This is a genomic window from Ihubacter massiliensis (assembly GCF_024125305.1).
GTDB lineage: Bacteria > Bacillota > Clostridia > Peptostreptococcales > Anaerovoracaceae > Hominibacterium > Hominibacterium faecale.
In genome coordinates, this window is sequence record NZ_JAMXVH010000001.1 from 1,523,765 (window position 1) to 1,549,455 (window position 25,691).

The 25,691-nt window shown below is 46.7% G+C and carries 18 protein-coding genes, 1 tRNA gene and 3 rRNA genes; 3 read left to right on the forward strand and 19 right to left on the reverse strand.

Annotation, left to right across the window (positions count from 1 at the left end; genetic code table 11):
- Positions 1-861 (reverse strand): methylenetetrahydrofolate reductase [NAD(P)H], encoded by an 861-nt coding sequence (gene metF, locus NIA71_RS06980; RefSeq protein ID WP_253020032.1) that lies wholly within the window; start codon positions 859-861, stop codon positions 1-3.
- Between the two features lie 61 nt (positions 862-922).
- On the reverse strand, positions 923-2,011 hold the full coding sequence (locus NIA71_RS06985; RefSeq protein WP_148398016.1) for a hypothetical protein: 1,089 nt from the start codon (positions 2,009-2,011) through the stop codon (positions 923-925).
- Positions 2,012-2,206: 195 nt separating this feature from the next.
- On the opposite strand from NIA71_RS06985, the gene deoC reads away from it, so the two are divergent.
- Positions 2,207-2,863: a deoxyribose-phosphate aldolase gene (gene deoC, locus NIA71_RS06990; protein ID WP_148398015.1), complete on the forward strand. Its 657-nt coding sequence runs from the start codon at positions 2,207-2,209 to the stop codon at positions 2,861-2,863.
- Between the two features lie 42 nt (positions 2,864-2,905).
- On the opposite strand, the gene NIA71_RS06995 is transcribed toward deoC, so the two are convergent.
- The 14 genes from NIA71_RS06995 to NIA71_RS07060 form a co-directional block, all read right to left on the reverse strand.
- Positions 2,906-3,784 carry an MBL fold metallo-hydrolase gene (locus NIA71_RS06995; protein WP_253020033.1) on the reverse strand — a complete coding sequence of 293 codons (879 nt, stop codon included), beginning with the start codon at positions 3,782-3,784 and terminating at the stop codon, positions 2,906-2,908.
- 175 nt (positions 3,785-3,959) lie between these two features.
- Positions 3,960-8,621 carry a leucine-rich repeat protein gene (locus NIA71_RS07000; protein WP_253020034.1) on the reverse strand — a complete coding sequence of 1,554 codons (4,662 nt, stop codon included), beginning with the start codon at positions 8,619-8,621 and terminating at the stop codon, positions 3,960-3,962.
- Positions 8,622-8,996: 375 nt separating this feature from the next.
- Entirely contained in the window at positions 8,997-9,422 is a 426-nt protein-coding gene (locus NIA71_RS07005) for an aspartate carbamoyltransferase regulatory subunit (protein ID WP_148398012.1), read from the reverse strand.
- A 12-nt stretch (positions 9,423-9,434) separates the two neighbouring features.
- Positions 9,435-10,358: an aspartate carbamoyltransferase gene (gene pyrB, locus NIA71_RS07010; protein WP_253020035.1), complete on the reverse strand. Its 924-nt coding sequence runs from the start codon at positions 10,356-10,358 to the stop codon at positions 9,435-9,437.
- Complete coding sequence (gene pyrE, locus NIA71_RS07015) at positions 10,359-10,997, reverse strand: orotate phosphoribosyltransferase (RefSeq protein ID WP_253020036.1); 639 nt, start codon at positions 10,995-10,997, stop codon at positions 10,359-10,361.
- Between the two features lie 3 nt (positions 10,998-11,000).
- Positions 11,001-11,702 carry an orotidine-5'-phosphate decarboxylase gene (gene pyrF / locus NIA71_RS07020; RefSeq protein WP_148398009.1) on the reverse strand — a complete coding sequence of 234 codons (702 nt, stop codon included), beginning with the start codon at positions 11,700-11,702 and terminating at the stop codon, positions 11,001-11,003.
- A gap of 12 nt (positions 11,703-11,714) precedes the next feature.
- Complete coding sequence (locus NIA71_RS07025; protein ID WP_148398008.1) at positions 11,715-12,626, reverse strand: dihydroorotate dehydrogenase; 912 nt, start codon at positions 12,624-12,626, stop codon at positions 11,715-11,717.
- The gene (locus NIA71_RS07030) at positions 12,620-13,345 is read right to left on the reverse strand and encodes a dihydroorotate dehydrogenase electron transfer subunit (RefSeq protein WP_253020037.1); all 726 of its coding nucleotides are present in this window, start codon (positions 13,343-13,345) and stop codon (positions 12,620-12,622) included. The genes NIA71_RS07025 and NIA71_RS07030 overlap by 7 nt, the downstream gene beginning before the upstream one ends.
- On the reverse strand, positions 13,332-14,591 hold the full coding sequence (locus NIA71_RS07035; protein ID WP_253020038.1) for a dihydroorotase: 1,260 nt from the start codon (positions 14,589-14,591) through the stop codon (positions 13,332-13,334). The genes NIA71_RS07030 and NIA71_RS07035 overlap by 14 nt, the downstream gene beginning before the upstream one ends.
- Before the next feature lie 205 nt (positions 14,592-14,796).
- Positions 14,797-14,913: ribosomal RNA gene (gene rrf, locus NIA71_RS07040) — 5S ribosomal RNA — on the reverse strand.
- A gap of 132 nt (positions 14,914-15,045) precedes the next feature.
- A 23S ribosomal RNA gene (locus NIA71_RS07045) occupies positions 15,046-17,939 on the reverse strand.
- 284 nt (positions 17,940-18,223) lie between these two features.
- Positions 18,224-18,300 (reverse strand) — tRNA-Ile (locus NIA71_RS07050).
- 37 nt (positions 18,301-18,337) lie between these two features.
- Positions 18,338-19,853: ribosomal RNA gene (locus NIA71_RS07055) — 16S ribosomal RNA — on the reverse strand.
- Together the 16S, 23S and 5S rRNA genes with 1 tRNA gene alongside form the textbook arrangement of a ribosomal RNA operon.
- Before the next feature lie 404 nt (positions 19,854-20,257).
- A complete protein-coding gene (locus NIA71_RS07060) occupies positions 20,258-21,514 on the reverse strand; it encodes an MFS transporter (protein WP_253020039.1) in 1,257 nt (418 codons plus the stop codon).
- 86 nt (positions 21,515-21,600) lie between these two features.
- Here NIA71_RS07060 and NIA71_RS07065 point away from each other — a divergent pair, with 86 nt between their 5' ends.
- Together NIA71_RS07065 and NIA71_RS07070 are read left to right on the forward strand one after the other, a co-directional pair.
- Positions 21,601-22,317, forward strand: coding sequence for a DUF421 domain-containing protein (locus tag NIA71_RS07065; protein WP_148399184.1), 717 nt, complete (start codon positions 21,601-21,603; stop codon positions 22,315-22,317).
- Positions 22,302-22,685, forward strand: a complete 384-nt coding sequence (locus tag NIA71_RS07070) for a DUF4363 family protein (protein WP_148399183.1) — start codon at positions 22,302-22,304, stop codon at positions 22,683-22,685. The genes NIA71_RS07065 and NIA71_RS07070 overlap by 16 nt, the downstream gene beginning before the upstream one ends.
- A 59-nt stretch (positions 22,686-22,744) precedes the next feature.
- Here the strand turns inward: NIA71_RS07070 and NIA71_RS07075 are convergent, their stop codons facing one another.
- From NIA71_RS07075 to NIA71_RS07085, 3 genes are read right to left on the reverse strand one after another with little or no spacing between them, the layout of a single operon-like run.
- Positions 22,745-23,689, reverse strand: coding sequence for an acyl-CoA dehydratase activase (locus NIA71_RS07075; RefSeq protein WP_148399182.1), 945 nt, complete (start codon positions 23,687-23,689; stop codon positions 22,745-22,747).
- A complete protein-coding gene (locus NIA71_RS07080; RefSeq protein WP_148399181.1) occupies positions 23,670-24,746 on the reverse strand; it encodes a 2-hydroxyglutaryl-CoA dehydratase in 1,077 nt (358 codons plus the stop codon). Before NIA71_RS07080 ends, NIA71_RS07075 begins: the two co-directional genes overlap by 20 nt.
- Positions 24,743-25,642, reverse strand: coding sequence for an acyl-CoA dehydratase activase-related protein (locus tag NIA71_RS07085; protein WP_148399180.1), 900 nt, complete (start codon positions 25,640-25,642; stop codon positions 24,743-24,745). Before NIA71_RS07085 ends, NIA71_RS07080 begins: the two co-directional genes overlap by 4 nt.
- Positions 25,643-25,691 lie beyond the last annotated feature (49 nt).

A 25,691-nucleotide genomic window follows, 5' to 3' on the forward strand; every position in this document is an offset into this window, starting at 1 on the left:
TTACAGTAAGTCCTTGATCTTCTCATAGATAGCAAGGGAGACGTCCGGGTTATTCATGGTATACAGATGGATCCCATCCACGCCATGTTCCAGCAGATCGCGGATCTGATCCACTGCGTATTGAATTCCGTGGTTATAAAGCTCCTCCGGATCGTTTTCATAGAGGCCGATCATCTTGGTAAATTCGTGGGGCAGGCTTGCTCCGCTCAGGGCTACGGTCTTTTCAATCTGTTTTTTATTTACGATGGGCATGATTCCGGCGGAAACGGGCACGTGGATCCCCGCGTTTCTCACTTGAACAAGAAATTCGTAAAACAGCTGATTATCAAAGAACAGCTGGGTGATCAGTACTTTTACCCCTGCGCCGATCTTGTATTTCAGGTTTTGGATGTCCTCCCGCAGATTTTTGCTTTCATAGTGGCCCTCCGGATAGCAGGCGCCTAAAATTTGCAGGCCGCTGTTTCTCTGCACCTCGATTGCCAGCTCGTTGGCGTGGGAAAAATCTTTTTTGATCGCTTCGCCGGGAACAATATCTCCCCGCAGAGCCAGAACATTTTCAATGTCCGCCTTGGCAAAGCGTCCGATCATTTCCGTCACGTCCTCCATGCTGGAATTGACACAGGTCAGATGGGCCAGGGGTTCTATTCCGAACCGTTTTTTAATGTTGGAAGCGATTTCGCAGGTGGAATTGTCTGCCATATTGCCGCCTGCGCCGTAGGTCACGCTGATAAAATCCGGCTGGCAAACGGACAGCTTCTCGATGGTATCATAGATTTTATCCAGCCCCGACTGTCTTTTGGGCGGGAAAATTTCAAAGGAAAAAACGGGCTTTTTGTGTTCAAATAATTCTGGTATCTTCATATCGTCCTCCTAAAGGTTATTGTTAAAACCCCAGCAAACGCCAGGGCTTTGATTGTTTCTGTCATATGCGTTTATTACGGTTGTGCGCCTCCACCATATCCCGGTACTCTTCCTTGGTAAGAAGTCCCGAGTCCATCAGCGTGCGGAGACTTTCCAGGTAGCTTTCGTCAGGCGTCTTTGCTTTCACTTCCTGACTGTCCCTGACCTGCATGGACTTTCCGTCCGCTGTCACTGATTTCGTTTTGGGAAGCTTAATTCTCACCTTTCTCTTATCCGAAGCAGGAGGATAACCCGTCGTTTCTCCGGCTGTCATTTGCACTTGTTCCTGTTTACGGTCCGCAGGGCGTCTTCCATATCCTGCGGCGGCAGAATTGGTCCTTTTGCCAGCCGCTACGTATATCACCGCGCAAACCACTATAATGATGAGAAACGCATACACCATCCAGCCATCATCGCTGTCGCTGTACTCATCATCGTAACTATCCGTATCAGCGGCCATCATATAGTCGTCATACCAACCGTCGTCGGAATAGCTTGAGACAACCTCTTCTATATCTCCTACGGATTGTTTTGAAGGCGGGCCGCTGGTGGTCAGGCTGAGGGTGATAACCGCGCTGCCCTTCTTGGTAAAGTACATTTGATGATAAAGCTTGCTGCCGTCCTGCATGGTTTCTGTCATCTGCGCATGGATAAATTTCCCCCAGCTGTTTGAAAGAATCTCCATCTCATCTGAGGTCTCCGTGACCCCAAAGGTCAGAAAAAGCACCGCGTTTTCAAGGACGCTTTTGCCCTCCTGTTCTTGATAGAAAGCCTCCAGCTCTTCATCCGTGCAGTCACTGAAATCCATTTCAGCGGCATCGGAATAGTCTGTGGTGTAAAGAATCTGCATCATGGCCTTTGGATCCGCGGACGGGTCTTCTGCCATCATCAGGCTGTGATAATAGTCCATATATTGAGAAACTTCTTTTTCCTCAGCGCTGCAGACAACCCGCAGTACATCTTCCCGATCCGCCTCATCCACCACCTGCCAATTTTCCGGCAGATCAATCTTCACCTGGCCATCGCCAAAGGTCTGTTCCGACCCGTAGCTGAGCGGCGCGGCTAGAAGCACAATCAGCATCAGCAGCATCAGCATGCGAAACTTTCTCATAGGCCCCTCCTTCGATAACAACACGCAATTACAATTCGTTTTATTATACGACAAAATCCGTCCTCCCGCAATGCTCCCTGTGATTTTTCATTTGAGATTCTTGGCTGCTTTGGGCAGCAAAAACAATATCTGGTTTTTATATATTTCAAATTTATGCTATAATGAAAAAAAATCGTTAAGTGAGGAGATTGATAGATGAAACCATTGAACAAATACTTTGATCATACCAATCTGAAAGCGGATGCCACCACAGCGGATATCATCAAGCTGTGCGACGAAGCGAAAAAGTATGATTTTTATGCCGTCTGTGTTCACGGCTGTTACGTCCCTCTGGCAGCCCGGGAGCTGGCCGGTACGGAAATAAAAATCGCCAGCGTCGTCGGCTTCCCTCTGGGCATGGATTCGACGGAAGTGAAAGTTCGCCAAACTGTCTGGGCCTGTGAAAACGGCGCTCATGAGATCGACATGGTCATCAATATCGGCGCTTTAAAAGAGGGCCGATATGATTACGTAAAACATGAAATTGAAGAAGTAGCAGCTGCTGCCGGTCAGCGGCGCTCCATTGTCAAAGTCATTTTAGAGGTCTGCCTTCTGACCGACGAGGAGATCGTGAAAGCCTGTCGCCTTGCCGTAGAAGCAGGCGCTTCTTTTGTCAAAACTTCTACTGGTTTTGGCAAGTCCGGCGCCACGCCTCATACGGTCGCCCTGATCAAAGAAACGGTGGGCGATCAAGTTATGATCAAAGCCTCCGGCGGCATTCGGGATGTTCTGGCAACCAAAGAGATGCTGCGCCTGGGCGCGGACCGGATCGGAGCCAGCGCGTCAGTGGTTATTATGGAAGCGGTGAAATAGTGATTTCTTCCGGTACCGGAAACACCTTCCTTTTCCAACAGGTTACTTGCTCTTCCATTTCATTATATTTTCTTCGAAATAGCATTCCAACTGCCCCTGATCCTGCAGATAAGACAAGTAACACCGCAGCGTAGAACCGGCCAGCGCGTTCTGCACCACATTGGGCTTTACTCCATAGCGGTCGTACACGCCTTTCAAAATGCAGTCAAAACTTTTGCCGCCTGCACAGTCCCTTAGCAACGCGGCAATATTTTTTTCAATGTTTTTCCGATTGCCCTGAGCCAGCGGCCGGATATCCGCTGCCACATCGCCGTGGGAAGGAATGAAAAGGTTTCCCTCCAGCGTCTCCAAAAGATCCAGGGTATTCAAATATCCTTCCACATCCACCAGATAGCCGAACTGATATTTTTCCAGGGATTTGCGGTTGAGAACGCTGTCGCCCAGGAACCACACGCCGTCATCCGTCTTGATGCCGATCATGCCGAAGCTGTGGCCCGGCAGCCTGATGGACGCAAGGCCTTTCGGCAGTTCAAAGTCCTCCAAATCCAAAAAACCGATGGGTCCCGGATGGCGAAATACCTTGCGCAGTTCCCTGCATGGATAGCCGCCGTACATATAGGCTGCTTCCAGATGCTCATAGTTGGCAAAGGCATTGTCCAGATTGGTCGCGTAAGCCGGGCATCCCCATTTTTTCATCAGATAGCGGTTGCCGCCCAGATGATCGATGTGGGTATGGGTGTTAAGGATAAACTTCAATTTCCACCCCTGTTTCTCCAGAATTTCATCGATGGCCTCTGCCGCCTTGTCTCCATTTCCCGTATCAATCAGACAAACGTCCTCTTCATTTAATTGGTAAACCCCCATGATGTTGGGGTTGTCGATATAGTAAGTATGCTTTCCTGCCTGTATTAGTTCAAACACGTATACGGTTCTCCTTTCTGTCAAAAAATTTCCGGCATTCATTAGTATAATACAAACCTAAAGATTGTACAACGTTTTGGCAGCGGCTTCCCGTTTAGTGTAAGCCTAAGGTGAGCAAAGAAGTATCAAAGTCTTGCTTAACAAATAATGTATCTGAATGCAGCCTGCGTCCTTCTTATTTTACTTTAATTCGTTTTGTCTTACTATAGGCTCCGTAAATTTTAGTTTTGCCAACCTGTTTATAAGCTCTCACTTTATAGTAATAAGTCTTATCTCGCCTTAATTTTTTGAACGTCTTAGATGTTGTTTTGTTTTTTGTGATCAAAGCAGATTTCTTTCCCTTATGGAATTTTCTATTTTGAGCAATAACAACCTGATAGCCCGTTACTTTTTTGTCCCGCACCCAACCCACTTTCAACGTGCGTTTCTTAGTGGATTTAGCTTTTTTTAGTACTGCTTTCTTTGGTTTTACCGTAATGTTAATCTGTTTTGTTGCGGCATTATAATTATCAGTAGCAGCAGCATTAATAGTGATGCTAGCTTTGCCAGGACCTTTCAAGGTTATTTTTCCAGTATTATTTATGGTAGCTACGTTTGTGTTGCTGGAATTGTATGTAAGTTTACCTCCTCCACTGGTTTTGGCGTTTAGATTGAATGGTTTGTTGCCATAAGTTTTGGTAACAGAACTTGCATAAATGACCTGGGAATTTTTATTAACCGGACGATTATCTACCACTGTAACCTGACACACATTTTTAAAATTACCTTCTAGGCTCTCTACTACGATTTCTGCAGTTCCCTTCGATATTCCTTTTACAACGCCATCCTGATTAACCGTAGCAACTTCTTGATTTGAAGATATCCATATTACTTCTTGATTTGATGCGTTGGACGGTAAAAAGATTGCATTTAATTTTACTCGTTTACCCGGCTCTAATTCTAGAGTTTTTTTATCGATCTGCATAGATTCAACAGGTATATATTTGTCTTTCAATTCTGCTGGATATTCTCTTATTACTTGATTGCCTTCAAGCAGCTTACAAGTTGGATTATCACCAGACAGATCAGAAATGCTAATCTCGTCCCCTTGTTTAATTGGAATACCTTGAGCTTCTTTTCGTATATTAATTCCCTGTTCAGATATTGTCGATATGGAATAATCTACCTGGCCTAAATCGTTTGCTAAACATCTCAATGAATAGTTTTTATCGATAGGAGTTCTTATTATCTTAACAAAATCATTCTCTAATGGATTATACAAAACAGCATAATAAATATCATCCAAATAGCCTTCGCTTGAAGATCCATCGTGCACTGTGCAAACCAATCTTCCTGATGCATCATATATTTGAACATCTACCGGGCAAGCAATCACAGATGTCGACATAATATTAAAAAAGTCCTGCATAGATTTTAAAGTTGAAGATACCTCCAGAGAATAATTATATGCCTTTTTCCAAGTTGTTTTTGACACTTCCATCATTTTCTGTAAGCTTCTTTCTCCCTGTATCCTACTTTTCAATAGCATTTTATAAGCATATACCGTTTTCTTCGCATACCACGCTTTTCTAGTGCCAGTTTCAGCTTCCCATTGCTGCCGACTATCTAAAAGCCAACTGCTCAAACAGTTACCAATGTAGGCTACACAGCGCATATTATCTTTTTGTTTTTGCATATCCGCGATCCCAAAAACAGTATTAGATATACCTACTGCAAACTCATAGTTCTTCTTAATAATTTTGCCATATGGAAGCTTTTCCGCTGCAGCTTCTAATATGAGGTCAACTGATTTCACTTCCGCCGCATCCTTTAGTGACGTCGTCGCATACTTCAATTGGTCTGAATAACTACCATGTATTACGGTATATAGTTCGTCAGCAGCTTCACGTACAGGAATAAAAATGCAGTTCTTATTCAGATATATCAACATTTCTGAAAACATTTCGTCAGCTGTTGCAAGGCGTTCAACCTCATATAAACGATTAATCGTTCCATTTGTCATAGAAAGAATTTGTAGTCCATCCCCAAGCAATCCAATGCTATCAGAAAGTTCATTTGTCAACTTTTTTGATTTTGTAAATTGCTCAATACATTTCACAGCTTTTGAATCAGCCGAATATCCCCCTTTTATTTGCAGATATGCCGATATTGTTTCATATTTACCGTCTATAAAAAATTGTGCCAAAACGTCTTCAGTGCAAACTTCCTTTAGTTGATCAATTTCATTATCCTTTAACCCAAAGTCAATTGCATATGCCCAGTCAGATTCTTGTAATGTTTTTACATATAAATTTGCATATTTATATGCTGTTTCAGCATCTGCCAACTCCTCTACTTCTGAGCCATAAGTATCCAGCAACGCTATCAGAACTTCCCTTGCCTGCTCTTTGGTAGTTGCCAATGAAAAAATATCTTTCCATCCATCTAAACCACAGTACAACATATTTGTTATTGTTTGTACAAAATGGTCAGCAAAGCTTGAATCACTTTCCGCAACTGCCCTGGAACACATAAAATTTTCATCTTTCGTAAGATACATAATACTATTTAGAGATCCCTGATTTAACAACCATTCTTCCAACTCTGTTGAATGATCATAAGAGTAATCACTACCAATTATTCGGAAAGTTCTCCCGTATTTAGCTGCGTATTCCTCGGCTGTAGAATCTAAGTATCCATAAATAATTGCATCTTCTTCAAAGGTTCTTCCACCATTTTCTCCGCTATAAATATCACAAGCTTTATTATAAATTTTGATCGATTCTAAGTTAGGACAGCCGCCAAATGCATATTGCGGTATTCTTTGAACCTTTTCTCCAATGATAAGTTTTTTAACACCTGACATATTTTCACTTATGCCACTTACTCCACCAAACGTATATAAATATCCTGCCCATCCACTTTCTCCCATGGATGTACAATTTATTGCATTAAAATTAATTGTTTCTATGTTATTACAACTCCCAAAAATTCCATATCCTAACTTTTTAATGTTTTCAGGGATTGTAACCTCCTTTAATGATGTGCAGAACATGAAAGCCTTCGGATTAATTTCTGTTAGCGAATCAGGAAGTTCAAGCGTCTCTAAGCTTTTACAACCTGCAAAAGCAGCCCCACCTATTTTCCTGACATTGTCACCCTCGTAAATTATCTTTTTTAATCCTGTACAACCACTAAATATTCCAGTTGGAACCACGGTTACTTTTTCGCCGATATATACCTTCTCTAACTTCATACATCCTTTAAATATGGTTTCATCTGAACCTCTACGCTCTGTAATAGCTTCACAATTAATCGTATTGAGCCGAACCGTGGTTAGGCTTGTACAATTTTGAAAAGCATGGTGCTGCACATTCTTTAACTGTTCCGGCAATGTAATTTCAGGCAAAGCGATACATCCTGAAAACGCTTCATATTCCACTATTAAATTTTTGTTATTCGGTAACCTTAAAGCACTAAGATTGGTACAGTTTCGAAATGCTCCCTCTCCAATATACTCAATTGTGTCCGGGAGATTAATTTGCTTTAAACGTGTGCAGTTTGAAAATCCAACGTTGCCAATCTGGGTTACTCCAATAAAACAACCCGCCGTTAATAATTCCTTCCCCTCAGGACAGCGAATTATCATTTTATTATCTTTTGTATACAAAATTCCATCATGGTCTGTATAGATAGAATTATTCCCACTTACTACTATAGACAATAATTTCGGTAAATTTTCAAAAGCATTCGCTTGAATTGATGATACGGATGCGGGTATGTTAATTGATTCCAAGTTGGGGCAGCCGCCAAATGCATATTGTGGTATTCTTTGAACCTTTTCTCCAATGATAAGTTTTTTAACACCTGACATATTTTCACTTATGCCACTTACTCCACCAAACGTATATAAATATCCTGCCCATCCACTTTCTCCCATGGATGTACAATTTATTGCATTAAAATTAATTGTTTCTATGTTATTACAACTCCCAAAAACTCCATATCCTAACTTTTTAATGTTTTCAGGGATTGTAACCTCCTTTAATGATGTGCAGAACATGAAAGCCTTCGGATTAATTTCTGTTAGCGAATCAGGAAGTTCAAGCGTCTCTAAGCTTTTGCAACCTGCAAAAGCAGCCCCACCTATTTTCCTGACATTGTCACCCTCGTAAACTATCTTTTTTAATCCTGTACAACCGCTAAATATTCCAGTTGGAACCACGGTTACTTTTTCGCCGATATATACCTTCTCTAACTTCATACATCCTTTAAATATGGTTTCATCTGAACCTCTACGCTCTGTAATAGCTTCACAATTAATCGTATTGAGCCGAACCGTGGTTAGGCTTGTACAATTTTGAAAAGCATGGTGCTGCACATTCTTTAACTGTTCCGGCAATGTAATTTCAAGCAAATCAATACATCCAGAAAACGCTTCATATTCCACTATTAAATTCTTGTTATTTGGTAACCTTAAAGCACTAAGATTGGTACAGTTTCGAAATGCTCCCTCTCCAATATACTCAATTGTGTCCGGAAGATTAACTGAAGTAATTTCTCGGCAGCCTTCTAGTAGACAATTTTTTATATGAACGATTGTATATGTATGTCCATCATAGGTTACATACGCTCCAAAATTAATTTCTCCTTTTTTCTCCCGATTATAGTTGATAATCTCTACTTTATCAGTGGAAACAATTTTGTATTCAATATTGTCAACCGTAAAAGTTTGATTGTCTAAAGTTTCTGCTGCAAACACATCACTTTTACCAATCGATAATACTATTACAACAAAAATAACTATTATAACTAAAACATCTACACTATGCACCGTGTATCGCTTAAGCTTATACATAACAGCACGTCTCCTTTACTAGTTTTCACCTAGTCCTGATAAAACTTCACGTACTTTATATGAAAATACCCTGTTCAAAAAGAAAATTAACCTCCAAGGGCAATCATATCCATACATCCAATTCTAGAATAGACGATCAATTTTAAATTGTCAAGTTTTTCCTTTTATATATATTACTGAATCATACAAGTTCAATCCTTCTAGTTTCTTTCATAAACATATAGATCAGCCGTTATTATCTTACTGCTTATGAGCCCTCCTCATTTGAATCAAAGGGACTTATTTTACAGCTCCTTTACCATACTTCTTCGGCGACCAAAAACAGGACCGGGCGCAAATACAATCATCGCGCCCGGCCCGGATCCCCGTTAAAAACTATTTATATTCCTTATGCTCCACATCGCAGTAGGCACAGCGGTAAATTTTCTTTTCCTTATCCGCCAGCTTGAACATATGGATGATTTCCTGCTCCACAGAAGTGATGCATCTGGGGTTCTTGCATTTGATCACATTGGTCAGCGTTTCCGGCAGTTCCAGGTGTTCTTTCTTGGTTAGAACGCCGTCTTTCACCCGATTGATGGTGATATTGCTGTCGATATATCCCAGCATTTCAAAATCCAGTTCGATTTCATCGTCGATCTTAATGATATCCTTTTTGCCGTATTTGCTGCTGCGGACATTCTGCACCACCGCCACGCTGCAATCCAGCTTATCCAGTCCCAGATAGTTATAAATCTGCATGCTTTTTCCCGCTTTAATATGGTCCAATACGATTCCAGTCGTTACGCCGTCGATATTCATCTTCCATCCCTCCTATTTTATACCTAACAGATTCAAAATCAGCGCCATTCTGATGTGTTTTCCGCACAGCGCCTGTTCAAAATAGCAAGCCCTCGGGTCATCGTCCACTTTTACGGAAATCTCATTTACCCTGGGCAGCGGATGCATGATCGTCAAATCCTTCTTAGCGCTTTCCAGCTTGTCCATATCCAGAATATAAGTATCTTTCAGTCTGATATAGTCCTCTTCATTGAAGAAACGTTCTCTCTGCACGCGAGTCATATACAGCACATCCAACTGAGGCATGACTTCCTCCATGCTTTCCACTTCGCACCATTCAACGCCCGCACTGCGCAGTTTTTCACGGATGTACTCCGGCACCCTCAGTTCTTCCGGTGAAATGAGCACAAACTTGACATTTGGATAACGAAGCATGGCTTCGATGAGAGAATGAACCGTTCTGCCAAACTGCAGGTCCCCGCACAGCCCCAGGGTAATGTTGCCCAGTTCTCCCTTTTTTCTTTTAATGGTCAAAAGGTCGGTCAGCGTCTGGGTCGGATGGAAATGTCCGCCGTCGCCGGCATTGATAATGGGCACAGTCGTTCTTCGGGAAGCCACTAAAGGCGCTCCTTCTTTCGGATGGCGCATGGCGATAATATCCGCATAACAGCCGACTGTCCTCACAGTATCGCTGACGCTCTCTCCTTTTGCCGCTGAGCTGGAAGACGCTTCGGAAAAGCCCAGAACTGATCCACCCAGTTCCAGCATGGCCGCTTCAAAGCTGAGTCTGGTTCTGGTACTCGGTTCGAAAAACAGCGTGGCAAGCTTTTTCCCTCTGCAGATCTCTTCATACTGGTCGTGGTTTGCAACGATGTCGTCGGCCACATCAATCAAGTGATCGATCTCTTCCACGGACATATCTAAAATACTGATCAAATTACGAATTGTTTCACTCATTTATTTATCTCCTTTCATCCATCCTTCGTCAGAAGGGTTGTTTCTAAACGCGATCAACCGCTCCACGTCGCTGTCTTTGATGTAACCTTCTTCTGCAGCAACCTCAACCAAAGTATCCAAGTCACAAAGGCTTACGTTTTTAATGCCGGCTGCATCCATTCTCTCGATGCCTTTGGCCATGCCGTATGTAAAGATGCTGGCGATTCCCAGAACTTCAGCTCCGGCGTTTCTCAGCGCTTCCACTGTTTCCAGGACCGACCCGCCCGTGGAAATCAAGTCTTCAATGACGACCACCTTCTGGCCCTTTTCCAGCTTTCCTTCGATCTGGTTGGTTCTTCCGTGGTCCTTTGCCGAACCTCTCACGTATCCCATGGGAAGGTCCATGATGTGTCCCGTAATGGCCGCATGGGCAATTCCGGCCGTGCTGGTTCCCATCAGCACTTCACACTGGGGGTAATGCTCCCAGATCACCGCCGCCAGTCCCTGCTCCACTTTGATACGAACCTGGGGCGCTGTCAGCGTCAGTCGGTTGTCGCAATAGATGGGGCTTTTGATACCGCTGGCCCAGGTAAAAGGCTCATCCGGTCTTAAAAATACAGCTCCAATGGACAACAGTCCTTTTGCAATTTCTTTTTTCATAATCTATACCTCCACAAAATCTTCTACACAACAGTTATATGCGGCTACCGGATCGTCGGCCTGGGTGATCGGTCTGCCCACGACAATGTAATCGGAACCCAGTTCCTTGGCTTTCGCCGGGGTGGTCACCCGCACTTGGTCGCCTTTTGATGCGTTGTCAAAGCGCACGCCCGGCGTTATGGTTAGAAAATCCCTTCCGCATGTGTCGTGAATTTTCCCTGCTTCCAGCGGAGAGCAAACGACTCCGTCCAATCCGGCCATATCGGCGTTTTCCGCATAACGGATAACCACTTTATCCAGGTCTTCCTCAATGAGCAGTTCCTCGGTCATCCGCTCCTGGCTGGTGGATGTCAGCTGGGTCACTGCGATGAGAAGCGGTCTGGTGCCGTCCTCCCTGGTCAGGCCCCGCAAAGCTGCTTTCATCATTTCGATGGTTCCCGCAGCGTGGAGGTTGACCATATCCACATCCAGCCTTGACAGGACTGCCATGGCCTTCTCCACCGTATTGGGGATATCGTGGAGCTTCAGATCTAAGAACATCTGGTGTCCACGCTTTTTAATTTCCCTGACAATGGCCGGCCCCTCTGCATAGTAGAGCTCCATGCCCACCTTGACATAGGGCTTCTTGTCCGTAAACCTGTCTAAAAACTCTAACGCCTCTTTTCCATTCTTAAAATCCAATGCGATAATTACATCTTTTCCCATCACGTACCTCCTTTATTCTACGATTCCGATAATATCCTCAAGCCTTTGGATCCCCAGCTTCTCCATAAGATGGGGGAGTTCCTCGATGATTTCTTTGCATACATAGGGGTTAACCAGATTGGCTGCTCCGATTTGAACCGCGGATGCGCCTGCCATCATCATTTCGATCACATCCTGGGCAGTGGAAATACCGCCCATGCCGATGACCGGGATGTTCACTGCTTTTGCCGCCTGGTAAACCATTCTCACTGCCACCGGAAAAATGGCTGGTCCGGAAAATCCGCCCATTTTGTTGGCAATTACCGGCTGGCGCTTTTTGATATCAATGCGCATTCCCAGCAGCGTATTGATCAGGCTCAGCCCGTCGGCTCCCGCGCTTTCACAAGCCTTGGCTATGGAAACGATATCCGTTACATTGGGGCTCAGTTTGATGTAGACGGGTTTGGTCGTCACTTTTTTGACTGCCTCTGTCACCGCAGCCGCGCTTTCAGGAAGCACGCCGAAAGCCATGCCGCCGTCATGAACATTGGGACAGCTAACGTTTACTTCAATGATTCCCACCTGCTCCTGCTGATCCATGGCCTTTGCGCAGGCTGCGTATTCATCGATGGAAAACCCGCTCACATTAGCAATCACTGGCTTTTGGTAAATCTGTGCAAGCTCTGGCAGTTCCTTTGCGATCACCGCTTCCAGTCCCGGGTTCTGCAGTCCCACGGAATTGATCATTCCCTGGCTGCACTCGGCGATCCTGGGCTGGGGGTTGCCGAATCTGGCTTCCACAGTAGTTCCTTTAAAAGAAATGGAGCCCAATATATTCAAATCGTAAAACTCGGTATATTCTTTGCCATAGCCGAAGGTCCCGCTTGCAGGAATAATGGGATTGTCCAGGACAAGACCGCTGAGGGTCACCTTTGTATCTACCATAGGATTTCCTCCTTTTCTAACACCGGGCCCTCTTTGCAGATTCGCTTTGACCCATATTTTGTCTGACAGCTGCATCCCATGCATCCGCCGAATCCGCAGGCCATTCTGGCTTCAAAGCTGAATTGTCCGTCCTTTGTCCGGTCATAGACAGCCTTTAACATGGGTTCGGGTCCGCAGGCGCAAACATATTCCGGATTCTTCATGGCGTCGGTTACAAAGCCCTTAATTCCATAGCTTCCGTCGGCTGTTGTTACCTTCACGTCCGCTCCCAGAGCGCGAAAAGCTTGTTCGTAAAACAGCTCTTCTTTTGTGTTGAATCCCAGTATGACCTGAGGTTTTATGCCCCGTTTCAGCAAAGCTTTGGCAAGCCCGTACATGGGCGGGATTCCAACACCTCCGCCGGCAAGGACCGGGCTCGTTTTTTCAATTTTGTCCAGATCATAGCCATTTCCCAGAGGTCCAAGTATGTCCAGCTCCTCGCCCGGTTTCATTTCAGCCATTTTCTCCGTCCCCATTCCAACGACTTTGTAAATGATCGTCAGCAAATCCGGCTCCCAGTCGCAAATCGAAATGGGGCGTCTCAGATAAAGCCCTTCCAGTTTTATGTTGACAAACTGTCCCGGCGCTGTAATTTGAGAGGTGTCTCCCTGCAGCTTCATCTCATAGATATCCCTGGCCAGTTTTCGATTGGATTGAATTTGATATTTACTTGTTTTCATAAACGTTCACTCCATTCACAAAGGTTGCAACGGTTTTTCCGGTCACTTCCATGCCCGCAAAGGGTGTGCTCCGTCCTTTTGACAGAAAGCTGTTTGGGTCGATCCGGTAGGTGCTCTCCAAATCCAGAATTGCCAGGTCCGCGATCTGCCCTTCCTGCAAAGCACCGCCTTCTATGCCGAAGAGCCGACGCGGGGCGATGGCCATTCGGTAAACCAGCTGCTCCAGAGAAAGCTTCCCGGTCTTAACCAGCGCTGTATACAATACCGGAAATGCGGTTTCCAGCCCTACGATTCCAAATGCGCTGCCCTCAAGTCCCTTGCTTTTTTCTTCCTGGCTATGGGGCGCATGGTCGGTCGCAATCACATCGATGGTTCCGTCTAAAAGGCCTTCGATCAAGGCTTCCCGATCTTCTTTTGTACGAATGGGCGGATTCATTTTGAATCGGCCGTCTTCCTGCAAGTCCTCGTCGCAGAATACCAGATAATGAGGCGCTGTTTCGCAGGATATCTTTACGCCCTCAGCCTTTGCCTGGCGGATCAGCGCAACTGTTTCCTTTGTGGAGATGTGGCACACATGATATCTTGCCCCCGTTTTTTTGCATAGTTCAATGTCCCGCTTAACCTGTCCCCATTCGCTTTCTGAACAAATCCCCTTATGTCCATGGGCTTTTGCATAGGCTCCGTCATGAATGTATCCGCCGTTAAGCAGCGTTTCATCTTCGCAGTGGGCTACAATCATTTTGTTTAAAGCATTTGCTTTCTTCATCGCCTCTTCCATCAGATCAGCGGTCTGAACGCCTTTTCCATCATCGGAAAAAGCGATCACTTGATCCTTCAAGGCGTCCATATCGGAAAGCATGCCTCTGCCGTTCTGTTCTTTTGTAATGGTTCCATAAGGATAAACTTTAATGACAGCATCCCTTTCAATGAGCTCCAGCTGCTGCCTGAGCCCGTCTGCTGTCGATGGCACCGGGCTTAAATTGGGCATGGCGCAAACAGCTGTATATCCGCCTCTGGCCGCTGCCATGGTCCCGGTTTTCATGGACTCTTTATAAAAAAAACCAGGTTCCCGAAGATGTACGTGCACATCGACTAAACCTGGAATTATAAAGAAAGAATCGCAGTCAATTCTTTCATCGTATTTATCAAAATGGGAAAGAGACAAACGATCGTCAATGACAAAAACGTCTCTTTTCTCGAATCCATTGCCTGTGAAAATATATCCGTTTTTCAGTAATGTTTTCATACCTTTTCCCTTTCATTCGTGTTTTGGCCTAAATCTTCGATAGTATACCACAGGGTCCTTCCGGCCGTCAATAGGAAATGAAAATATTTTTTGTTTTGTGAGGCCTGGATGAGTTGCAGGCAGCACTCCTCCGCTCACTGTGTTCCTTTCGCTGTCCAATTTTACATAAAAATAGAGACTGTTTAAACAGTCTCTATTTTTGTAAAATTGGCAACGTCCTACTTTCCCAGGCAGTCGCCCGCCAAGTATCATCAGCGCTAAGGAGCTTAACTTCTGTGTTCGAGATGGGAACAGGTGTGACCTCCTTGCTATCGTCACCAAATCAGATCCCCTACCCAAGCGTCTTACTTGTTAAGTAGGTATCCGTTCTTTCTTGCGAAGGCTTCTTTTGTACCTTCAAAACTGAATAATGTCAAGTGTCTTTCTTCCTTTACACGCTTCTTCCTTGAAACCATTGGTCAAGCGTTCGACCGATTAGTACCTCTCAGCTTCATACATTGCTGCACTTTCACCTGAGGCCTATCTACGTGGTAGTCTTCCACGGGTCTTATCATTTCCATGAAGGAGATCTTTTCTTGTGGGGGGCTTCGCACTTAGATGCTTTCAGCGCTTATCCCGTCCATACTTAGCTACCCAGCTATGCTCTTGGCAGAACAACTGGTGCACCAGAGGTATGTCCATCCCGGTCCTCTCGTACTAAGGACAGCTCCACTCAAATCTCCAACGCCCACAGCGGATAGGGACCGAACTGTCTCACGACGTTCTGAACCCAGCTCGCGTACCTCTTTAATGGGCGAACAGCCCAACCCTTGGGACCTACTTCAGCCCCAGGATGAGACGAGCCGACATCGAGGTGCCAAACACCCCCGTCGATGTGGACTCTTGGGGGGTATCAGCCTGTTATCCCCGGGGTAGCTTTTATCCGTTGAGCGATGGCCCTTCCACTCGGTACCACCGGATCACTAAGCCCGACTTTCGTCCCTGCTCGACCTGTTTGTCTCGCAGTCAAGCTCCCTTCTGCCTTTACACTCTTCGTGCGATTTCCGTCCGCACTGAGGGAACCTTTGGGCGCCTCCGTTACTCTTTAGGAGGCGACCGCCCCAGTCAAACTGCCCGCCAGACACTGTCCCAACGCCGGTTCACGGCGCATGGTTAGAATTCCAACATTACAAGGGTGGTATCCCAACGGTGACTCCACTAAAGCTGGCGCCCTAGCTTCGCAGTCTCCCACCTATCCTGTACGTGCAATGCCGAAACTCAATATCAAGCTGCAGTAAAGCTCCACGGGGTCTTTCCGTCCTGCTGCGGGTAACCGGCATCTTTACCGGTACTACAATTTCACCGAGTCTATTGTTGAGACAGTGCCCAGATCGTTACGCCTTTCGTGCGGGTCAGAACTTACCTGACAAGGAATTTCGCTACCTTAGGACCGTTATAGTTACGGCCGCCGTTTACTGGGGCTTAAGTTCATGCCTTCGCCTAAGCTAAGCAGTCCCCTTAACCTTCCAGCACCGGGCAGGCGTCAGCCCCTATACTTCAGCTTTCGCTTTCGCAGAGACCTGTGTTTTTGGTAAACAGTCGCCTGGGCCTTTTCACTGCGGCCTGCTTGCGCAGGCACCCCTTCTCCCGAAGTTACGGGGTCATTTTGCCGAGTTCCTTAACAATAGTTCTCTCGCTCGCCTTAGGATTCTCTCCTCATCTACCTGTGTCGGTTTGCGGTACGGGCACCTACGGTCTCGCTAGCGGCTTTTCTTGACAGCTTGAAATCAGCAGCTTCCGGTACTAATCTTCCCTCCGCGTAACGCCTCAGAATTATCACAGGGGATTTGCCTCCCGTGACTCCCTTGACGCTTGCACACGCTCTACCAACGGCGCGCTCTGCTTATCCTTCTGTGTCCCCACTTCGCTCAAATGACTTTCGGTGGTACTGGAATCTCTACCAGTTGTCCATCGCCTACGTCTTTCGACCTCGGCTTAGGTCCCGACTTACCCTGAGTGGACGAACCTTCCTCAGGAAACCTTAGATTTTCGGCGGGCAGGATTCTCACCTGCCTCTCGCTACTCATGCCAACATTCTCTCTCGTATACCGTCCAGCAATCCTTCCAGATCACCTTCTGCCTGTATACGATGCTCCTCTACCATACCTTGCGGTATCCTAAGCTTCGGTAGTAAGTTTTAGCCCCGTTTATCTTCGGCGCAGAGCCACTCGACTAGTGAGCTGTTACGCACTCTTTAAATGAGTGGCTGCTTCTAAGCCAACATCCTAGCTGTTTATGCAGCTCCACATCCTTTTCCACTTAACTTACATTTTGGGACCTTAGCTGTAGGTCTGGGCTGTTTCCCTTTCGACCACGAAACTTATCTCACGTAGTCTGACTCCGGGGTATGATCGCACGGCATTCGGAGTTTGATAGTTTTCGGTAACCGGTGAAGGCCCCTAGAACATTCAGTGCTCTACCTCCGTGTATCTTTCCCCCAGGCTAGCCCTAAAGCTATTTCGAGGAGAACCAGCTATCTCCGAGTTCGATTGGAATTTCACCGCTATCCACACGTCATCCCAACACTTTTCAACGTATATGGGTTCGGTCCTCCACGAGATTTTACTCTCGCTTCAACCTGCACATGGATAGGTCACCCGGTTTCGGGTCTACAGCATGTAACTTTCGCCCTCTTAAGACTCGCTTTCGCTTCGGCTCCAATGCTCCAGCATCTTAACCTCGCTACATACCATAACTCGTTGGCCCGTTCTACAAAAAGTACAAGGTCACTTGCGCTCCCTTTGCTTGTAAGCATAAGGTTTCAGGTTCTCTTTCACTCCCCTCCCGGGGTTCTTTTCACCTTTCCCTCACGGTACTGTTCGCTATCGGTCACTGGGTAGTATTTAGCCTTGGGGGGTGGGCCCCCCTGCTTCAAACCGGGTTTCACGTGTCCGGTCCTACTCTGGTGCCACTCCTGCATAAACTCCATTTCGCCTACGGGGATTTCACCCTCTTCGTCCCTGCTTTCCAGCAGCTTCGGCTATGAATTTCATGTCCTTTGAGTGGTCCGCAACCCCGAAAACTAAAGTTCTCGGTTTGGGCTCTTTCCCGTTCGCTCGCCGCTACTAGGAAAATCGATGTTTCTTTCTCTTCCTAAGGGTACTTAGATGTTTCAGTTCCCCTCGTTGCCTTCTCCGCACCTATGTATTCAGTACGGGATACCGCCCCATTACGAGCGGTGGGTTCCCCCATTCGGATATCTACGGATTGTCGGATATTTGCTCCTGCCCGTAGCTTTTCGCAGCTTGTCACGTCCTTCTTCGGCTCCCAGTGCCAAGGCATCCGCCTTATGCTCTTATTCGCTTGACCTATTGGTCTGCCTGATCTAGCGTGATCAGGTCTTTTACTGTTAATTCACTCTGTGAATCAGCTTTTTTCTGGTTTCTCGGTTGAAATCGCAGTATTACCCTAATCGCAGTCTTTTCAAAAAGACTTTGTCTTAGTTGCATACTTTTTTCTATTTACCGTTTGGTAAATAGCTCGATTTCGTTTTCGTTGTAAATTTGTTTTTACACTTCTTTACATTATTCAGTTTTCAAGGTACATCCTTCTCCCAATCGCCACAACTTCTTGCCCGTTCCGACAATTGGTCTTGGTGGGCTTGGGAGGACTCGAACCTCCGACCTCACGCTTATCAGGCGTGCGCTCTAACCACCTGAGCTACAAGCCCATGTAAACTCATAGTGCAGAAACGTTCGTCTCCTTAGAAAGGAGGTGATCCAGCCGCACCTTCCGATACGGCTACCTTGTTACGACTTCACCCCAGTCATTGATTTCGCCTTAGGCAGCCTATTTACTAGCCGACTTCGGGCGCCCCCAACTTCCATGGTGTGACGGGCGGTGTGTACAAGACCCGGGAACGCATTCACCGCAGCATTCTGATCTGCGATTACTAGCAACTCCGACTTCATGCAGGCGAGTTGCAGCCTGCAATCCGAACTGGGATCGGTTTTTGAGATTTGCTCCACCTCGCGGTCTTGCTTCTCTTTGTACCGACCATTGTAGCACGTGTGTAGCCCAGGACATAAGGGGCATGATGATTTGACGTCATCCCCACCTTCCTCCGTGTTATCCACGGCAGTCTCATTAGAGTTCTCATCTTACTGTTAGCAACTAATGACAAGGGTTGCGCTCGTTGCGGGACTTAACCCAACATCTCACGACACGAGCTGACGACAACCATGCACCACCTGTCTCCCCCGTCCGTAGAAAGGTCCGATTAAGGACCGGTCGGAGGGATGTCAAGCCCTGGTAAGGTTCTTCGCGTTGCTTCGAATTAAACCACATGCTCCGCTGCTTGTGCGGGTCCCCGTCAATTCCTTTGAGTTTTACACTTGCGTGCGTACTCCCCAGGCGGAGCACTTAATGCGTTAACTCCGGCACCGAACTCTTGCGAGCCCGACACCTAGTGCTCATCGTTTACGGCGTGGACTACCAGGGTATCTAATCCTGTTTGCTCCCCACGCTTTCGTATCTCAGTGTCAGTTACTGTCCAGAAAGCCGCCTTCGCCACTGGTGTTCCTCCTAATATCTACGCATTTCACCGCTACACTAGGAATTCCGCTTTCCTCTCCAGCACTCAAGTCTCTCAGTTCACGGGGCGAACAATGGTTAAGCCATTGCCTTATACCCTGCGCTTAAGAAACCACCTACATACTCTTTACGCCCAATAATTCCGGATAACGCTTGCCCCCTACGTATTACCGCGGCTGCTGGCACGTAGTTAGCCGGGGCTTCCTCCTTGGGTACCGTCATTTTTTCTTCCCCAAGGACAGAGCTTTACGACCCAAAGGCCTTCTTCGCTCACGCGGCGTTGCTGCATCAGGGTTTCCCCCATTGTGCAATATTCCCCACTGCTGCCTCCCGTAGGAGTTTGGACCGTGTCTCAGTTCCAATGTGGCCGATCACCCTCTCAGGTCGGCTACTGATCGTTGCCTTGGTAGGCCGTTACCCCACCAACTAACTAATCAGACGCAGGCCCATCCTCTGCCGATAAATCTTTGACCGTCTGCCCATGCGGACATACAGCATCATGAGGTTTTAATCCCGGTTTCCCGAGGCTATCCCTCTGCAAAGGGCAGGTTGCCTACGCGTTACTCACCCGTCCGCCGCTTTCCACTGATTCTCTCAACCGAAGTGTCAATCATCAGCTTCTCGCTCGACTTGCATGTGTTAGGCACGCCGCCAGCGTTCATCCTGAGCCAGGATCAAACTCTCATATAAATGGTATTTAAATCTCTTTCGAGACATAAATCTAGTTTGTTCTTACTCTTCCGAACGCATCGCGTTTCGCGATTTCTTTCGAAATTATTGTTGTTTCTTTTTTAGAAATTGTCGGAAACTCTCACGCAATTGTCTTACCAATTTTATGATTGTTTCTTTCTTTAATCTCCTTGAGAATCTCTCGATTCCCGTTTTGACTAAATTTCTACACTATGAAGTTTTCAAGGTTCTGTCGCCCTTCATTTCAGGCGGCCGCTCCATTTTGCGGAGCTTTTCTAGTTTATCTCATTTTTTCCAATTTGTCAAGGGCTTTTTTTAGCTTTTTCTCGACGTCCTCGGCTTTGCTTCGGCCCTTCGGCCTCGCTGAGACAACTTTTATATACTACCATGTGCGCTTTGCTTTGTCAACCTCTTTTTTTCGGTCCGTTTCTTCTCTCCCTCGTTGACTCCGCCGCCTCACCTGACAGCTTGTCTATATTACCAAACTTCTTCCCCTCTGTCAACCGCTTTTCTCTTTCTTTTTTACTCTTTTTTTGCAGACCGAAAATCAGGTACAGAATCAGTCCGATCAAATTGAATGCGGCAAAGAAGAAATAGACGCCGCCGGGGCCGAAACGATCCAGCGCCGCCCCGCCGATGAGCTGGCAGACGATCGCGCTGCCGTTGCTGCCCAGAGCATAGTACATAGCCACCGCCATTCCCTCATGGCCGGAGGGGGCCAGCAGATTGACATACCGGACAAATTCCACAAGAATGATCCCATTGACCGCTCCCTGCATAAAAAACAGAAGCGCAAGGATAATATAAGAAGGCTCCAAGCTATAGATGAAAAACCGAATTACCGAAACGCCAATTGCGCCAAGAATGGTTTTCTCCAGGGAAAAGCGCCCGGCCAGCCTGGCGGACCATTGCATGAAGGGCGCCTCGCTGCCCACCATGAGAAGCATGACAATTCCCACCCCGGCGATAGTCCCTCCTCCTTCTATATATAGAAAGCTAAAGTATGTATTATTGGCCACATTGGTGCCGCCCACAAAAAAAGTACAAAGAATCAGCTGCATCAATCGCTTATCCCGCAGCAGCATGCGGTAGCTGCCCGTCTTTTTCTGCCGGACACTCTGCCTGACCGATCCGCGGCTTCCTGTCATGAGCATAAGCAGCAAAGCGGATAGAAAAAAACAAATGCTGTAAAACCAAAAAATAGTCTCTAGACCGATCATGGCCGCCAATCTGCCGGAACCGAACACGCCCAGCGCAAAACCAACCGCGCCCCATTTTCGAATACGGCTGAAAGGCAGTGATTCTTCCAAAGTCAGCGAATCGGAAAGAGGCATCACCGGCGCCTGAAAAAAATACATACATCCATATAAAAGCAAAAACAGTGGATACCATCTTATCGCAAGCAAAGAAACCGCGATCAGGGAAGCAGCCAAACACAGCAGCATAATCAACAAATATTTGTTTTTGCTGCCGTCATAAACTTTTCCCCAGAATGCTCCGGCAAAAATAGCCACGCAAGTACCAGCAGCCGTTATAGTTCCGATCTGCGTGCCGGAAAATCCGATGAAGGCCAGATATTGGCCGATCAGCGGCATGAAGGATCCCAAAGCCATAAAGGAAAACGTATACAGCAGGGAAAAACCGACATAACTTCTTTTCATATTTATCATCTCCACTTACTGGGAGTATATCAAAGACTTGTTCGGTACACAATATCATTATATATGTTATACGGAGGTGAATTATTTTGGTAATTATATTAATTCGTACGGTTGTACTGTATCTGATCGTACTGTTTACCATAAGAGTCATGGGCAAATCAGAACTGTCCAAAATGTCCCCGTTTCAATTGGTCGTTATCTTTATGATCGCCGAGCTTGCGGCAATTCCCATCGAATCTTCCACTGCTTCACTCATCAATGGCGTCATTGCGATTTTTACACTGCTCTTCCTGCAGGTATTAATCTCGCTGATTTCGATTAAAAGTGAAACTGTGAAAAATTTTCTCAACGGAAAACCCAGTATTTTAATTGAAAAGGGCGAAATCAATGAACAAGAGCTGAAAAACCTGCGCATATCCATCAACGATTTGATGGAGCAGCTGCGAATCGGCAACGCACCCTCTCTTTCCGATGTGGAGTATGCGGTCATGGAATCAAACGGCGAACTTTCGATTATCCCCAAGGCGGACAAAAAGCCTCTGACTCCCAGCGATATGGACATATCCAAGCAGCAGGAGACCATGCCTTTGATTCTCATAGCTGACGGAACCCTGTACAGAAGCAACCTGCTCGCATTGGGCTGGAACGAAGATGCGTTAAAGAAACATCTGAAGGAGCTTGACTTGAACGGATACGAAGAGGTGTTCTTTGCTTTTTGTGATGAGGCGAAAAAACTTCATGTGTATGTATCCAGCCCGGATAAAAAGAAAGCCACGGAGGTGACATCATGCGCAACTTCATAGTCTCATTGATCTGTCTGGGAGTGCTGGTGGGAGCTTGGTGCGTGTTTGACAATTATTCAGACACCAGACTGCAGGGCTACATTGATCAGATTGAAACTACGATCATTCCTGAGATCGAAGCAAAAAACTGGGATGATGCATACGCTCATTTTGAGGAAGTTTCCGACAGCTGGCACAAATATAAAAAGACAGCTGCCTTCTTCCTTGATACCGACGCCATCAACGAAGCCGATTACTCCATCGCCAAGTCTAAATATTATATTAAGGCTAAGGATGATTCCAATTCAACCGGAGAGCTGGCATGTCTGCAGGAGCAGATGACCTTCCTCCATTACAATGAGTCCTTATCCGCCGGAAACATTTTTTAACTGCAAAAAAATTGGGCATCCGCATTACGCGGCCTGCCCAATTTTATTACATATTTTTACTAGACCCTTTGATACTTACCGCACCGATCCTGAAATGCTCCGATGGACCTGCCCTCATGAAAGAGCCTGATTACATTACACTGATTCGGGCAGTCGCAGCAGGATGTTTCTTTGATTTCCACATCCAGATTTCCCTGGTCAAAGCCTTTGAAGGAGGTCCCTGGCCGGGCCTTTTGTTCCCAGGCCAGCAGCGCGGCCCCATATGCTCCCATGATTCTGTGCTCCTTTGGCACGAAGATTTCCATATCCAGCGCTTCTTCAAATGCGGCTTTCAAACCCTTGTTAGCGGCCACTCCACCCTGAAAGCAGACCTTTGGGAGCAGCTTCTTTCCCTGGGCCACATTGGATAAATAACTGGCCGCCAAAGCCCGGCAGACGCCGGCCAGGAGATTTTCTTCGGAAACGCCCATCTGCTGCTGATGAATAATATCTGACTCTGCAAAGACCGCGCAGCGGCCGGCTATGGGCGCCGGATTCCTGCCCTGAAGCGCAACCTCCCCGAATTTTTCGATGGGGATTCCCATCCTTTCCGCCTGCCGGTCCAAGAATGAACCTGTCCCGGCAGCGCAGACCGTATTCATGGCAAAATCAGATACCAGCCCGTCTTCCAGCAAAATCAGCTTTGAATCCTGTCCGCCGATTTCAATGATAGTACGGATATCCGGGTCGATCTTTGCCGCAGCAACGGCGTGAGTCGTAATTTCATTCTTGATCACATCAGCGCCGGCAAAGGCTCCGGCAAGCCCTCGGCCGCTGCCGGTGGTTCCCGCTTTTCCAATATCCGTCGAATCAAACTGCCGCCCCAGTTCCCTCAGACCCTCGGCGATCGCATTTAACGGTCTGCCCTTTGTCTTTAGATATAATTGTTCTTTTATGCTGCAAGCTTCATCGATCACCACCAAATCCGTACTGATTGATCCCACATCAATTCCCAAGAAATACACGTTTTCTCCTTTCCAGCATATCCACGAACGCTTCTACTCTAGTTTCATATCCTGCATTTGCCTGCATCTCATCGAATACCAGGTGAAGGATTTTCACCCCCTGTTTTTCCTGGACTAAATTGCTGGCAGCCTTTGCAACGATTTCCGGCATACACCCGGCCGGCATAATCTGTATAATTCCGTCCTCTTTAGAGCCCCATATTTCCTCAACCGTTTCCTTAGCATATCCGCCGATACTATAAGGAAGATATGGACTTTTCTTTCCCTTTGAACGTATTGGGAACGCTGAACGGATTGTATGCCCCATCCACCAGCTGATGTTAACTGGTCTTCTCACCGAGCATCCCATCTGCATCAAGTGTTCTTCCAGGTTTTGATTGGCAGCCGATTCAATAGAAGTATAAATTTCTCCTGTAATTAGGACCCTGATCGGCTCACATTCAGGGTTGTGGGAAAGGGCTTTGGCCGCTCTCTCATACGTTTCAATCACGCGGCGGGCACCGGACAGCGTTTCGCTAACCTCCAGTTCTCTTCGAAGCGATCGGAGAAGTCGTACACACTCGCCAGGATGACTGGTATAACCCGCCCTAGCCTTAATCTTTGTTTCCAGGCGGTCAAGTGAGGTCATTAATCGGATACTGCCGCCCAGTACGCGTATTGCCTGGAGAACTGACGCATCGCTTTCGCTTCCCGCTAGGGCCAGACGCTGCAGCCACTCCTTATATCCAATCGATTTGGGCGTATCCATGAGGATCCACTCCATCTTATAACCAGCACGGCCTAGGACTTGTTTCAGCAGTTCGCCATATTCCCCTAATCTGCACGGCCCCATGGTTGCCGGCATAATTACACGCCGTGCTCCCAGCTCATAAGCTTCGATCAAATTTCCCGCCATAAATTTAAAAGGCAGGCACATTTCTTCTGGTGAAACGGACTTGCCCTTTTCCAACGTTTTTCCCGAATTGGCCGGCGGTACGACGGCCGGTATCCCCAGTTCCTTGAAAGCCAGCGCCGCTGCCAGATATGCGGGACCCAAATGGGGAAACGTCACCTTCATGCCTGCCGCCTCCCCTTCAGAACTTCGGCAAAAGCCTCCAGCCTGGTATCAAACCCAGCCTCGCCCCGCTGTTCGTCCAGTTTTAACACCAGCAAAGGGAGTCCCTTAAGGTTGTTCTTCAGCATTTCCACGGTAAAGGAATCCGTTCCGCATGAAAAGGAAGAAAGATAAACGATGCCGTCGATTCCTTTTTTCCGCAGTGCCTCCATGCTCCCAAAATTGTTCACAAAAAAAGACCAATATGGTTTTTTCATCAGATCGGTATAGGCAAGGCCGTTGTCTTTTTCTTCCCGTGGCACCCGCTCCTCGGTTACCACGCCAATCTTCATCCCATGCAGCTTATTGATCAAATCCATATTAATAAAAGAATCATAAATATTGTAGCAGTGACCTGCTAGAAAAACCTTATAATCATAGCCTTCCTCATCCAGCCCCTTTAGGGCCATCTCTTGCGTCAATAGAGCGTTGAGAAAATTTACCTTAAAATCCATTCTGCGCACGCCTAATTTTTTACACGCTTTCCAAAGGGCTTTTTCTAATTTTTTACGGTCGTGCAAATAAAGGGGGTCGGTAAAAATCAGCTTGTCTTCCACGCCTGCTGCCGCAGCCAGATCTGCTGCTCCTGCAACCTTGGGACATATTGATTCTCCGTATTCCGTATTCATGATCCGGGGCAGAACAATCGCGTCACAGCAATCAGCCAGTTTTTTTACATGGCCGCACATCACTTTGACCGGCAGGCATGCCTCGTCAACGCAGGCCAGGTTCCCTTGTTTTAGAGTCTCCTGATCGGTATCCCCGCTTATTTCCACCTGGATTCCCAGGCCCTGGCAGAATGCCTCTACAAAGGGTTTATAGGCATAATAAAAATATGCTTTTGGTATTCCGACACGCATAAAAAAACCTCCCGTCAAACCGTCTCAAGGTTATTGTTGACAGAAGGTT

Coding starts and splice junctions, on each gene's coding strand:
- metF (WP_253020032.1), bottom strand. CDS start 861: ATGAAGATACCAGAATTATTTGAACACAAAAAGCCCGTTTTTTCCTTT.
- NIA71_RS06985 (WP_148398016.1), bottom strand. CDS start 2,011: ATGAGAAAGTTTCGCATGCTGATGCTGCTGATGCTGATTGTGCTTCTA.
- deoC (WP_148398015.1), top strand. CDS start 2,207: ATGAAACCATTGAACAAATACTTTGATCATACCAATCTGAAAGCGGAT.
- NIA71_RS07000 (WP_253020034.1), bottom strand. CDS start 8,621: ATGTATAAGCTTAAGCGATACACGGTGCATAGTGTAGATGTTTTAGTT.
- NIA71_RS07005 (WP_148398012.1), bottom strand. CDS start 9,422: ATGAATATCGACGGCGTAACGACTGGAATCGTATTGGACCATATTAAA.
- pyrB (WP_253020035.1), bottom strand. CDS start 10,358: ATGAGTGAAACAATTCGTAATTTGATCAGTATTTTAGATATGTCCGTG.
- pyrE (WP_253020036.1), bottom strand. CDS start 10,997: ATGAAAAAAGAAATTGCAAAAGGACTGTTGTCCATTGGAGCTGTATTT.
- pyrF (WP_148398009.1), bottom strand. CDS start 11,702: ATGGGAAAAGATGTAATTATCGCATTGGATTTTAAGAATGGAAAAGAG.
- NIA71_RS07025 (WP_148398008.1), bottom strand. CDS start 12,626: ATGGTAGATACAAAGGTGACCCTCAGCGGTCTTGTCCTGGACAATCCC.
- NIA71_RS07030 (WP_253020037.1), bottom strand. CDS start 13,345: ATGAAAACAAGTAAATATCAAATTCAATCCAATCGAAAACTGGCCAGG.
- NIA71_RS07035 (WP_253020038.1), bottom strand. CDS start 14,591: ATGAAAACATTACTGAAAAACGGATATATTTTCACAGGCAATGGATTC.
- NIA71_RS07060 (WP_253020039.1), bottom strand. CDS start 21,514: ATGAAAAGAAGTTATGTCGGTTTTTCCCTGCTGTATACGTTTTCCTTT.
- NIA71_RS07070 (WP_148399183.1), top strand. CDS start 22,302: ATGCGCAACTTCATAGTCTCATTGATCTGTCTGGGAGTGCTGGTGGGA.
- NIA71_RS07080 (WP_148399181.1), bottom strand. CDS start 24,746: ATGAAGGTGACGTTTCCCCATTTGGGTCCCGCATATCTGGCAGCGGCG.
- NIA71_RS07085 (WP_148399180.1), bottom strand. CDS start 25,642: ATGCGTGTCGGAATACCAAAAGCATATTTTTATTATGCCTATAAACCC.